Source organism: Enterobacter cloacae complex sp. IR5403 (assembly GCF_049238705.1).
Classification (GTDB): domain Bacteria; phylum Pseudomonadota; class Gammaproteobacteria; order Enterobacterales; family Enterobacteriaceae; genus Enterobacter; species Enterobacter hormaechei_C.
On the sequence record NZ_JBMKHP010000007.1, the window covers coordinates 131870 to 144432 of the forward strand.

Annotated in this window: 11 protein-coding genes; 8 read left to right on the forward strand and 3 right to left on the reverse strand. The window is 54.8% G+C overall.

All coding sequences use genetic code 11. The features are described 5' to 3' along the window. Positions 1 to 121: 121 nt before the first annotated feature. The 4 genes from purM (at position 122) to ppx (ending at position 5628) form a co-directional block, all read left to right on the forward strand. A complete protein-coding gene (purM, locus tag ACOTW6_RS12510) occupies positions 122 to 1159 on the forward strand; it encodes a phosphoribosylformylglycinamidine cyclo-ligase (RefSeq protein ID WP_017383509.1) in 1038 nt (345 codons plus the stop codon). Continuing rightward, positions 1156 to 1797 (forward strand): phosphoribosylglycinamide formyltransferase, encoded by a 642-nt coding sequence (purN, locus tag ACOTW6_RS12515; protein WP_006811493.1) that lies wholly within the window; start codon positions 1156 to 1158, stop codon positions 1795 to 1797. The genes purM and purN overlap by 4 nt, the downstream gene beginning before the upstream one ends. Before the next feature lie 228 nt (positions 1798 to 2025). Next, positions 2026 to 4086 (forward strand): polyphosphate kinase 1, encoded by a 2061-nt coding sequence (gene ppk1 / locus ACOTW6_RS12520; RefSeq protein WP_062933284.1) that lies wholly within the window; start codon positions 2026 to 2028, stop codon positions 4084 to 4086. A 3-nt stretch (positions 4087 to 4089) separates the two neighbouring features. Beyond that, a complete protein-coding gene (gene ppx / locus ACOTW6_RS12525) occupies positions 4090 to 5628 on the forward strand; it encodes an exopolyphosphatase (RefSeq protein ID WP_017383510.1) in 1539 nt (512 codons plus the stop codon). Positions 5629 to 5632: 4 nt separating this feature from the next. Here ppx and ACOTW6_RS12530 read toward each other — a convergent pair whose 3' ends face one another. Further along, positions 5633 to 7873, reverse strand: a complete 2241-nt coding sequence (locus tag ACOTW6_RS12530; protein ID WP_121478719.1) for an EAL domain-containing protein — start codon at positions 7871 to 7873, stop codon at positions 5633 to 5635. A gap of 368 nt (positions 7874 to 8241) precedes the next feature. Between ACOTW6_RS12530 and ACOTW6_RS12535 the strand changes: the two genes are divergently transcribed. Continuing rightward, on the forward strand, positions 8242 to 8412 hold the full coding sequence (locus ACOTW6_RS12535) for a YfgG family protein (RefSeq protein WP_017383512.1): 171 nt from the start codon (positions 8242 to 8244) through the stop codon (positions 8410 to 8412). Positions 8413 to 8610: 198 nt separating this feature from the next. Here ACOTW6_RS12535 and ACOTW6_RS12540 read toward each other — a convergent pair whose 3' ends face one another. Together ACOTW6_RS12540 and ACOTW6_RS12545 are read right to left on the reverse strand one after the other, a co-directional pair. After that, entirely contained in the window at positions 8611 to 8772 is a 162-nt protein-coding gene (locus ACOTW6_RS12540; protein WP_154815990.1) for a hypothetical protein, read from the reverse strand. 28 nt (positions 8773 to 8800) lie between these two features. Further along, the gene (locus ACOTW6_RS12545) at positions 8801 to 9637 is read right to left on the reverse strand and encodes a MipA/OmpV family protein (RefSeq protein ID WP_062933286.1); all 837 of its coding nucleotides are present in this window, start codon (positions 9635 to 9637) and stop codon (positions 8801 to 8803) included. A 203-nt stretch (positions 9638 to 9840) separates the two neighbouring features. On the opposite strand from ACOTW6_RS12545, the gene ACOTW6_RS12550 reads away from it, so the two are divergent. The 3 genes from ACOTW6_RS12550 to ACOTW6_RS12560 all read left to right on the forward strand — a co-directional run bounded on the left by ACOTW6_RS12550 (position 9841) and on the right by ACOTW6_RS12560 (position 12553). After that, entirely contained in the window at positions 9841 to 10518 is a 678-nt protein-coding gene (locus ACOTW6_RS12550) for a response regulator (protein WP_062933287.1), read from the forward strand. Next, a complete protein-coding gene (locus tag ACOTW6_RS12555) occupies positions 10518 to 11906 on the forward strand; it encodes a sensor histidine kinase (protein ID WP_213789169.1) in 1389 nt (462 codons plus the stop codon). Before ACOTW6_RS12550 ends, ACOTW6_RS12555 begins: the two co-directional genes overlap by 1 nt. A 167-nt stretch (positions 11907 to 12073) precedes the next feature. Beyond that, complete coding sequence (locus ACOTW6_RS12560; RefSeq protein ID WP_003860591.1) at positions 12074 to 12553, forward strand: RrF2 family transcriptional regulator; 480 nt, start codon at positions 12074 to 12076, stop codon at positions 12551 to 12553. Positions 12554 to 12563 lie beyond the last annotated feature (10 nt).

A 12563-nucleotide genomic window follows, 5' to 3' on the forward strand; every position in this document is an offset into this window, starting at 1 on the left:
GGAAAGCCCGCACAGAAAAAAAGATCCCCGCGCCGAGAATAGGCTCGCAAACGTTTGCCTGGACTGTTAGAATTGCGCCGATTTTTCTTACTAGCTATGCAATCGCGTGGGGATTTAAGCCGTGACCAACAAAACTTCTCTCAGCTACAAAGATGCCGGTGTTGATATTGACGCAGGTAATGCGCTGGTTGACCGAATCAAAGGTGTGGTGAAAAAAACCCGCCGCCCGGAAGTGATGGGTGGCCTGGGTGGATTCGGCGCACTGTGCGCGCTGCCGCAAAAATATCGTGAACCTGTGCTGGTCTCGGGTACGGATGGTGTCGGTACAAAACTGCGCCTGGCGATGGATCTTAAGCGTCACGATACGATTGGTATCGATCTGGTGGCGATGTGCGTCAACGACCTGGTGGTACAAGGCGCTGAGCCGCTGTTCTTCCTCGATTACTACGCGACCGGCAAGCTGGACGTGGATACCGCAGCCAGCGTCATTAACGGTATCGCCGAAGGCTGCCTGCAATCCGGCTGTGCGCTGGTCGGCGGTGAAACCGCTGAAATGCCGGGCATGTATCACGGTGAAGATTATGACGTCGCAGGCTTCTGCGTCGGCGTGGTAGAAAAATCAGAAATTATCGACGGCAGCAAAGTGGCAGACGGCGATGTGCTGGTTGCGCTGGCCTCCAGCGGTCCGCACTCCAACGGCTACTCTCTGGTGCGTAAAATCCTCGAAGTGAGCGGTTGCGACCCGCTGACCACCGAGCTGGACGGCAAACCGCTGGCCGATCACCTGCTGGCCCCGACCCGCATCTACGTGAAAAACGTGCTGGAGCTGATTGAGAACGTCGACGTGCACGCCATCGCTCACCTCACCGGCGGCGGCTTCTGGGAAAACATTCCGCGCGTACTGCCGGACAATACCCAGGCGGTGATCGACGCATCCTCATGGCAGTGGCCGTCCGTCTTCAACTGGCTGCAAACCGCAGGCAACGTGAGCTCTCACGAAATGTATCGCACCTTTAACTGCGGCGTGGGCATGGTTATCGCCCTGCCCGCCAGCGAAGCGGATAAAGCGGTTAAGCTGCTGACAGAAAAAGGTGAAAACGCGTGGAAAATCGGTACGATTAAAGCATCCGATTCCGAACAGCGTGTGGTCATTGAATGAAAAACATCGTGGTGCTCATTTCCGGCAACGGAAGCAATTTGCAGGCAATCATAGACGCCTGCAAACAGAAGAAAATCAATGGCACCATTCGGGCAGTATTCAGCAACAAGGCCGATGCATTCGGCCTTGAGCGCGCGCGGGAAGCGAACATTCCTGCGCACGCGCTGGAAGCCAGCCAGTTCGCCGGGCGTGAAGCCTTTGACCGTGAGCTGGTGCAGGAGATTGACGCCTACGCGCCTGACGTGGTGGTGCTGGCAGGCTACATGCGCATCCTGAGCCCGGCTTTTGTTGCACACTACGCCGGACGACTGCTCAATATCCACCCTTCCCTGCTGCCAAAATACCCCGGCCTGCATACCCATCGTCAGGTGCTGGAGAACGGCGATGAGGAGCATGGTACCTCCGTGCATTTCGTTACCGACGAGCTGGACGGTGGTCCGGTGATTTTGCAGGCAAAAGTACCGGTCTTTGACGGCGACAACGAAGACGACGTGACCGAACGTGTGCAGACGCAGGAACACGCCATTTATCCGCTGGTGGTAAGCTGGTTTGTCGATGGACGTCTGGAGATGCGCAACGGCGCAGCCTGGCTGGACGGCGTGAAGTTGCCCCCGCAGGGTTATGCGGCTGAAGAGTAGTCTGTTTGAATTGCCCGGCGGCGCTTCGCTTGCACGGGCCTACGGTCCCGTAGGTCGTGGTAAGCGCAGCGCCACCCGACACCCCCTCCCCCAACCCTCTAAATTCCCCAATAAAAAAATAACTGTCATACTTTTCTGGCACTGTTGGACATATCGTGGAAATGCTCGCCATAATAAGGACGAGACGGATTTACCACGTCCTGTGATTGAACTGGAGTGTGAGCTGTAATGGGTCAGGAAAAGTTATACATCGAGAAAGAGCTAAGCTGGTTAGCATTCAACGAACGTGTACTTCAGGAAGCGGCCGATAAAAGCAACCCGCTGATTGAACGTATGCGTTTTTTAGGCATCTATTCCAACAATCTGGATGAGTTCTACAAGGTTCGCTTCGCCGAACTGAAACGGCGAATCATCATCAGCGAAGAACAGGGCTTAAACTCCCACTCGCGGCATCTGCTTGGAAAAATCCAGTCTCGCGTAATGAAAGCCGATCAGGAATTTGATGGCCTCTATAACGAGCTGCTGCTGGAAATGGCACGCAACCAAATCTTCCTGATCAACGAACGCCAGCTCTCCGCGAATCAGCAAAACTGGCTGCGCCACTATTTCAAACATTATCTGCGCCAGCATATCACCCCGATTCTGATCAATCGTGAAACCGATCTGGTGCAGTTCCTGAAAGATGATTACACCTATCTGGCGGTAGAAATCATTCGGGGTGAGACCATTAACTACGCGTTGCTGGAAATACCGTCTGATAAAGTCCCACGCTTTGTAAACCTGCCGCCGGAAACCCCGCGCCGACGTAAGCCGATGATCCTGCTGGATAACATCCTGCGCTACTGCCTGGACGATATCTTCAAAGGCTTCTTCGATTACGACGCGCTCAACGCCTACTCGATGAAGATGACCCGTGACGCCGAGTACGATCTGGTGCATGAGATGGAGGCCAGCCTGATGGAGCTGATGTCTTCCAGCCTCAAGCAGCGCCTGACGGCGGAACCGGTGCGGTTTGTCTATCAGCGCGATATGCCGGACGCGATGGTGGAGATGCTGCGCGATAAGCTGACCATCTCCCGCTACGACTCCATTATTCCCGGCGGGCGTTACCACAACTTTAAAGATTTCATTGGCTTCCCGAACGTCGGCAAAGCCAATCTGGTGAACAAACCGCTGCCGCGCCTGCGCCATATCTGGTTCGATAAGTTCCGCAACGGGTTCGACGCCATCCGCGAGCGGGATGTGTTGCTCTACTATCCGTATCACACCTTTGAACACGTGCTGGAATTGCTGCGTCAGGCCTCGTTCGATCCGAACGTGCTGGCGATCAAAATCAACATTTATCGCGTGGCGAAAGATTCCCGCATCATCGATGCGATGATCCACGCGGCGCACAACGGCAAGAAAGTGACCGTGGTGGTTGAGCTCCAGGCTCGCTTCGACGAAGAGGCCAACATCCACTGGGCGCGCCGACTGACGGAAGCGGGCGTGCACGTCATCTTCTCCGCGCCGGGGCTGAAAATTCACGCCAAGCTGTTCCTGATCTCCCGTAAAGAGGGCGAGGACGTGGTGCGCTATGCCCATATCGGTACCGGGAACTTTAACGAGAAAACCGCGCGAATTTACACCGACTATTCGCTGCTGACTGCCGATGCGCGCATCACTAACGAAGTGCGTCGGGTGTTCAACTTCATTGAGAACCCGTACCGCCCGGTGAGCTTCGATTATCTGCTGGTGTCACCGCAGAACTCGCGACGCCTGCTGTACGATATGATCGACAAAGAGATTGCCAATGCGCAGAACGGCTTGTCGTCCGGCATTACGCTGAAGCTCAACAATCTGGTGGACAAAGGGCTGGTGGATCGCCTGTACGCGGCCTCCAGCTCCGGCGTTCCGGTAAATCTGCTCATTCGCGGCATGTGCTCGCTCATTCCGGAACTGGAAGGCATCAGCGACAATATCCGCGTGATCAGCATTGTGGATCGCTATCTTGAACACGATCGCGTCTATATTTTCGATAACGCCGGTGATAAGCGCGTATATCTCTCTTCCGCCGACTGGATGACGCGTAATATAGATTACCGTATTGAAGTGGCGGCACCGCTGCTGGATCCTCGCCTGAAGCAGCGTATCCTGGACATTATCGAGATCCTGTTCAGCGATACGGTGAAAGCACGTTATATCGACAAAGAACTCAGTAATCGCTATGTACCGCGCGGCAATCGCCGTAAAGTGCGGTCGCAGCTGGCGATTTACGATTACATCAAATCACTTGAGCAACCCGATTAACCTATGCCAATAAACGATAATACCCCACGCCCGCAGGAGTTCGCTGCGGTCGATCTTGGCTCAAACAGTTTCCATATGGTCATCGCCCGCGAGGTGGATGGCGCAATGCAGATCATCGGTCGTCTGAAGCAGCGTGTGCATCTGGCCGATGGTCTCGACGCGCGTAACATGCTGAGCGAAGAGGCCATGGAGCGCGGGCTGAACTGCCTGTCGCTGTTCGCAGAACGTCTGCAAGGCTTTTCGCCGTCCAGCGTCTGCATCGTCGGGACGCATACGCTACGCCAGGCGCTAAACGCGCCGGAGTTTCTTAAGCGCGCGGAAAAGGTTATCCCCTACCCGATCGAGATCATCTCCGGTAACGAAGAAGCGCGCCTGATTTTTATGGGCGTGGAGCATACGCAGCCGGAAAAAGGCCGCAAGCTGGTGATTGATATCGGCGGTGGCTCCACGGAACTGGTGATTGGTGAAGACTTCGAGCCGCGTCTGGTGGAAAGCCGCCGTATGGGCTGCGTCAGCTTCGCGCAGATGTATTTCCCGGGCGGCGTCATCACCCGCGAAAACTTCCAGCGCGCGCGCATGGCCGCCGTACAAAAACTGGAAAATCTGGCCTGGCAATACCGTATTCAGGGCTGGAACGTGGCGCTGGGCGCATCGGGTTCGATTAAAGCGGCCCATGAAGTGCTGCTGGCAATGGGTGAAAAAGACGGGTTTATTACGCCTGAGCGCCTGGTGAAACTCACCGAAGAGGTGCTTAAGCATAAGAGCTTCGACGCCCTGAGTCTGCCGGGTCTGTCCGACGAACGTAAAGCCGTGTTCGTACCGGGGCTGGCGATCCTCTGCGGCGTGTTTGACGCGCTGGCGATCAAAGAGCTGCGCCTCTCTGACGGCGCCCTGCGTGAAGGCGTGCTGTATGAGATGGAAGGCCGTTTCCGTCATCAGGATATTCGCAGCCGCACCGCGCAGAGCCTGGCCAACCAGTACAACATCGACCGCGAACAGGCAAAGCGCGTTCTCGAAACCACGGTGCAGATGTACGAGCAGTGGGAGGAGCAGAATCCGAAGCTGGCGCATCCGCAGCTGGCCGCGCTGTTGAAATGGGCCGCCATGTTGCACGAGGTGGGGCTGAACATTAACCACAGCGGAATGCATCGCCATTCGGCCTATATTCTGCAAAACAGCGATCTGCCTGGCTTCAACCAGGAGCAGCAATCCATGATGGCGACGCTGGTGCGCTATCACCGCAAAGCCATCAAGCTCGACGATCTGCCGCGCTTTACGTTATTTAAGAAAAAGCAGTTCCTGCCGCTCATTCAGCTGTTGCGCCTGGGCGTGTTGCTCAATAATCAGCGACAGGCAACCACCACGCCGCCGACGCTGAAGCTAAAAACGGATGACTATCACTGGACGCTGAGCTTCCCGCACGACTGGTTTAGCCAGAACGCGCTGGTGCTGCTGGATCTGGAAAAAGAGCAACAGTACTGGGAAGCGGTCACCGGCTGGCTGTTGAAGATTGAAGAAGAGAGTTCTGAGGCGGCAGCGTAGCGGCTCAGGCGCTCTCCTGAGAAGGCTGCGTGTCAAGCAACGTATCAAGCTCAGCCGGTAACCCAATCAAATAGCCCTGCACATAATCGATACCTAGCGCGTGCACCGCGCTACGTATCTCTTCTGTTTCCACATATTCCGCCACCACCAGCATTTTCTTCATCCGGGCCAGATGGCAAATGGAAGCCACAATCTGGTAATCCAGGCTGTTGCTGACAATATTGCGAATAAAGCCGCCGTCGATTTTGAGGATGTCGGCGTCCACGCTTTTTAACCGCGCATAGCTGGCGTAGCCGGTGCCAAAATCATCAATGGCGATCCGGATGCCCATTTTTTGTAATTTCCTGAGGGTAGACGCCGCCAAATCCGCATGACCAAAGGCGCTGCTTTCGGTCACTTCAAAGATCAGCTGCCACGCTTCAACGGCGTATTTGGCTAACAGGCGGCTCACTTCAAGCGGGAACTGCGCCCGGTAGACGGTAGAAGGTGCGAGGTTGATCGCAAAGCGCTGGCCCGGCAAACGCTGGCGGTGCTGTGCCAGAAAACTCAGCGTACGCTCCAGTACCCATAAATCGACACGCGACGATAAACCAAACTCCTGTGCGATGGGCAGGAACTGTTCGGGAAAGATCAGCGCCCCGTTATCATCACGCATTCGCAGCAGCACCTCGTGATAACAATCACCGCGCAGCCCGCGAACGGGCTGAACCAGCAGGGTAAAAGCGTCCTGCTCCAGCGCGGCCTGTAAACGGCTCATCATCGCGACCTTATCTTTCAGGCTACGCTGCAAGTGAACAGCCCCGCGCTGCTGAAGATTTTCCGGGTGGTTGGTAGAAAGGGAGAGATCGGCCACGATGCCCAGCTCCCCCAGCACCAGATAGAGGTGATTGACGGGTGAGCGCACATAGCAATAGCTTATGCCGACCTGAGGCTGTACCGGCATACCATCCCAGACAAAAACGAACTGCTTGATATGCTCGTCCAGCGTCTCAATGCGCTGTTGATGCGACTCCGCATCCAGACGCACCGCCATGTCATACCCGGTAAGGTGATAGACTCGTTCATTGGGCTGAAGGGTGCCGTTTATCCATTGCGCCAGCTGCTGTTTATACTGGATCCGCAGCATCACGCCGTAATTGCGTCCCAGTACCTCCAGCTCGGGCACGCGCAGTAAACAGAGCGCTGACCACGGGTGACTGGCCAGCTCGCGCGACAGCGCCCGCAGGTTGGGCATATGCACCACCGGATCGAGAAATGCCTGGCTGCGGGAGCGAATATTGATGGCCCGCTGGCGTGTCGCCAGCATCGACATGTACGTCACAACGAAGGAAAAGACCAGATAGCTGGATGAGGTGATCGCAAGCTGAATGCCATAACCCTCTTGCACCGGAATGTAGTGATAAAAAAAGTGAATCGACACCAGCAGGACCGGCGTCCAGATGAGTGACATCAGCTTGTAGCCAAAGCGCATCGCCCCCCAGAGCATCACGGGCATCAGCAGGGACAAGGTGTAGTTGGTACTGAAAATGGAACTGTTTGCATTCATGGGCAACAGCAGCATGACCAGCAACCCGCCCAGGGCTAAAAACCACACCACAAACTCAAAGGCCGTCACCTTCTTGTCTATTTGCGCGCGGAGCTGGGACATCAGTCCCTTGATATAGCGCGGATGACGTATCAGGCGGATCAGCAGGTAGCTTAGCGGCACGCCCGTCAGTCCGCTTACCAGCAGCCCCTGATAGTTAATCAGGGTCCGAATATTGAGGGGATTCAGTCCTGCGAGGCTCTGGCGGCTTTCATATACGCCCAGATAGACCGCAAACTGAAACAGCACCAGAAAAAGCGTTGCCGGGCAAAACACCTGCCAGAAAATACGCTGCCCCATCAGGCGTATATCACCGTAGGCGGTCATATTGCGCCGGGGCGCAAACACGCGATAACCGCCCCAGCTGAGCACCAGAGGAACGATAAAATGCAGAATGCCAGCCACGGTTTCAAATAACCCAACGGAGGGGTAATAACGTAAAAATAGCGACACCACCACTCCAGGGAGGGCTTCCAGGCCAAAGAACAACAGCAGCGCCAGCAGAAAAGAGAGCGGGAGATAATAGAGCGCAACGATACCGTCGCCCAGCTGCGTTAAGGTATTTGCTACGCTAAGCACCGGAAGTAACACAACGGGTAAAATAAGAGGAAGTGCCCACCAGCGGTCTTTATTTTGCTTCAGGAAGTGGTGAATATTCATAGATGCTCGTTTACAACCCTTGCGCTCCAGAGGGTAAAGGAAGACAGGCATCCAACCTGACGTACACGTTGCCCGGAAAATTCCTGGCAAGCACAGTGGAGGAGGGATTTTAAATAGCAACGACGGGATGCGGTTGACCTAAATCAAATTAATTTATCTGAATAAACCTTTCTTACGTTTTTTTTGAATATTTTTCCTGTAATTATCAATGCGATAAATAAAAGCGTTGTTTTTAATAACATAAATTAATGTAAGCATTGACGGTATTTTACATTTCGCCGAATTGACCCTGACTTGCGGCTGTGCCTTAATAGCCGTATCGCCCAAAAGGGTATACTCAGGAAAAGAAAGTGAGTCAGGCTACGCGTATGCGAAAACGACATCGATTTAACACCCGGATGACCCGCATCATACTGCTCATCAGTTTCCTGTTTTTCTTTGGCCGCTTTGTTTACTCCTCCATTGGCGCCTGGTATCACCATCAGGACAAAATTCAGTCGCAGCAATCAGGTCTTGTGGTGGATTCGCCCGAGCGCTAAAGCGTGTTCGCTCCCGGCAGACAAACTGTATCGCACTGTATCCCGAGCGCTACGCTGGCAAATCGGTACAAAACGCCCGCAAAAGCAAACATCCCCGATACATAAAAATGGTCTTCTGTATTCCTCGCCATAATAAACTGATGAGGAGAGACACAGATGATTCGTCGATATTTCCTGCTTCCTGTATTTGCGCTGACGTCATTTGCTGGCGCACGGGACGTTTGCCGACGGCAGCAGCTGAAGCTGGTATGTGATCAGCAAAAAAGCCCGCATGATGATCGGTCCGACTTCGGGCCACGCCATCCTGCGGGCTTTATGCACTTCCGGCTCCTGCAACGAGGTTATGTGCGGTTTTGTCACAAACGCGCCTTCCCCCCTCTCTTAACCATCAGAAGCTGTACGTTACCTTCAAACTTCCCACAGGAGATGTTTTTCGCTGAACAATGGGGCTATCGCCGGCCTCCCCCGTCAGCTGCGTAACGCCAGCTGCGGCAAGCAGGCTCCAGCGGGAGGTAAGCTTATGGGTCCAGTCCAGATTCAGCGAATACGCATATATTCCCGATCCGGCATCGTGTCGGGCAAAACCCGATGCGGCCGACTGGGCGGCATTCACCCCGTAGTAGGTTTGCACGTACTTACTTGATCCCCAGCTACCGGTCAGCGCCAGCGTTAACGCATTTTTCGGAGATGTATAGAGCGGGCTGGCAATACCGAAATGCACAGCTTCACCATTGTCTCTCTCAGAAACCGGGACCTCTGCCTGCAACTGCACGGTCAGCCAGTCAGTCACCCTGTACCCCAGCCCTGGCACAACGATAGCTGAGCCTTTAATGTCACCCATTCCTCGCAGGTCGTCGCTGCCGGAGGCGATCGAATCGCTGCTTACGTCGCGATCCTTACGTCCAGCGCGATAGCTCAGCGCTGCGTTGTAGTCCAGGTTACCAAAGCTGTTGCCGTAGCCGATCCCCCGCGTGGTGCTGACAAAAAAACCATTTGCCATCGCGTAATCAACCACCTGAGCCGCAGAGACCCGGCTCTTGTCCGAACCGGAATAGCGTGGCGAAACATCCACGCCGCCTCCCAGGGTTAACACGTTGCCCTGAGGCTGCTCTGTCGCCAGCGCCGGGGTGGCCAGTAACGCCAGGACGGCCCCCGGCAAGATGCTTTTCATGCTGCGACCGATGCGTGAACGGGGGAAACTATGACGCAGTGTGATGTTTCTCATTAAAGAAGCCCTTTGGATTCAGATGATTGCGATACAAGCGGTGTTAAACGCCAGAGCGCCCATTCTGAATACTCACCCTAAGGTTCTTATGAGCCGTAAATGAAGAAATGCTGAAGCACGTGAAGGTTCTGTAAACCCTGAAGAATACCTGTTACCGTTTGTTCTTCAGTTGTTCTTCATGCACTGTTGATACAGTTACCAATGTGAAAATTCTACTAATTGAAGACGACCTGGATCTCGGCAATGGCGTGCGTATCGCCCTAGCAGATCAAGGATTTGATGTCATATGGGTACGCCGCAAAGAGGATGCGCTGCATCAGCTTGAGCTCTGCGTGCCGGAACTTATTTTGCTCGACCTGGGGCTGCCCGATGGCGATGGCATGAGCCTGATGACGCGCCTGCGTCAACAGCTTAAGGGCGTCCCCGTCATCATCCTGACGGCGCGAGGCACGCTACAGGACCGCCTGTGCGGGCTGGATGCAGGCGCAGACGATTATCTGGTCAAACCTTTTATTCTCGCCGAACTGCTGGCGCGCGTGAGAGCCCTTGCGCGGCGCAGTTACGGTTTTGAAAATGAGGCAATAGAAATTCGCGGTTTGTCGCTTCATATTCCGACGCGTCGCGTAACGGTGAGCGCACGCCACGTTGAGCTGACGGCAAGCGAATATGCGCTGCTTGAAACGTTAATGCTGCGCGCCGATCGCGTGCTTACGCGACGGTATCTGGAAGAAAGGATATTTGGCACGAAAGAAAACCTCAGCAACGCGCTTGATGTGCATATGGGTAACCTGCGGCGAAAAATTGGCGATGGCTTTGTGCGAACGGTGAGAGGCGTTGGGTATGTCATTGATACCGTACCCGTTCAGAAGGCGGCAGGTTGATGCGTAATTTTTGGCACCACCTCAGGCTTCCCACGCTGGTCAGGCGAATGCTGGTCGCCCAGATGCTGCTGCTTACGTTGCTCTGGTGTCTCTTTTTAACCTTCATTTTGCTGGAAGACCTGCGTAGCCCTCCCATACTGACGGGCAGTGAGACTTACGAAACCGTTTTTTCCCTGGTGGAGAGCATGGACGATCGCCCGCAGGCGCGTGATGCCGTGCTGGCAGCGTTCAGCAAGGCGCTGCGGGAGGGGTATGGCGGCGGTGAAGATCCGGAGCTGTCCATCAACCTCATTGTTCGTAAGCATAATGAGGTGATTTTTTCTTCGGATGGTGCGCCAACGGGGGTAAAAAATAGCCGTCTGGGGGTCATGCAGCATGTCCAGAGTGAAGACCATACATGGACGAGCCGTACCCTCAAATCCGCGCACTCCGACGTGGAAGTCACCCTTTTTACCCCTGCCGGTAGCTGGAATTTCTTTATCTATCTGAACTCGCGCGGCTACTACGTCATGCCGCTGATGATATGCATCCCTTTTCTTCTGTTCCCCGCGTGGCTGTCCATCCGCATCGCGATGCGCCCCTGGAACAAGGTGGTAAATGAAATTTCATTGCGCACGCCGGACGATCTCTCGCCTTTAAAAGCCGTCCCCAGACACAGGGAGCTTCGCCAGACGGTCGACGCGATTAATGACTTTCTGGCCAGGGTACGGGAAAGCGCCGAAAGGGAAAGAATGTTTATTGCCGATGCCGCACACGAACTGCGTACGCCTCTGGCCGCGATGCGGATCAACGTCGAGGCGTTGCAGTCCTGGGTCATCAGCGAAAGCCAGCAGGAACTGCTTGCGGGCATTGTTCGCAGTAATAGCCGTGCTGCGCGTCTCGTCAATCAGCTTCTGCTGATGATGCACAGCGAAGCGCACATCAGCACGGTGATGTCCCCTGTGCCGCTGACGACGCTTATTCAGGAGCGAATGGCTGCCCTGGAACCGCTGGCGTCCGGGCGCAGAATTGAGTTTGAATTCATCGCCGATGATGAACTCCATGTCGCAGGCATTCGGGAACGTCTGGTATCGCTGATCGACAATTTAATTGAGAATGCCGTGAAGTACAGCCCAGAGGGTGGACGCATTGAGGTACAACTGCAATCGCGTGACAAGTCCGCTCAGCTGCGCGTCTCAGACGCGGGTCCCGGCATTCCGGTTGAATTGCGGGAGCGTGTGTTCGACAGATTTTTCCGCGATCCTAATCAGACCCAAAGCGGGAGTGGACTGGGGCTTGCCATCGTTAAAGCCGTTACGCAGCAACACAACGGCAGGGTCAATCTGAGTACGTCAGCCGAAGGCGGTCTTATGGTGACCGTTGATTTCCCGAATCCGGCGTTCGCATGAACGTAAACGCGGCGCTACACGTCCTGACATGTGTCAGCGCAGCGTTACTTCACATATGCCGCAGATTGCTTCAATAAAATTACCGTATTTGTTATATTGTTACTTACTGATTATTCACCTCTGCGGTGCCAAAAAGAACAAGATTCACCGCAACCCAGGACAGAAAAATGTTAGATTACCGCTTCCCGACAGCTTTGCAGATGGTTCTCAGCGTAGCGATGGCGGAGCAATCGGGTGAACGTTCGACGAGTGCAATCCTGGCTTACGGCCTGGAAGCGAATCCGAGCTTTATCCGCAAATTAATGGTTCCTCTCGCCCGCGACGGCATTATCGTCTCCACGCTTGGCCGCAACGGCTCTATTCACCTTGGCCGCCCGGCGGAAGAGATCACCCTGCGTGATATCTACCTTTCCGTCACTGAAGATAAAAAGCTGTGGGCGTCCCGTCCTGACGTCCCGGCCCGCTGCGTGGTCAGCGCCAACGCCTGCTGGTACTTCAAATCAATCGCTGATGAAGCGGAGCAGGCTTCGTTAGCGGTTTTAGCGCGCCATACCGTCGCCAGCGCGCTGGAAGAGGTGAAAAAAGCCGATACCAGCGGGTGCGATCCGGTGCCGGAACTCTGCACACAGCATAAAAAAGCGCCCTAATCCTGACAGA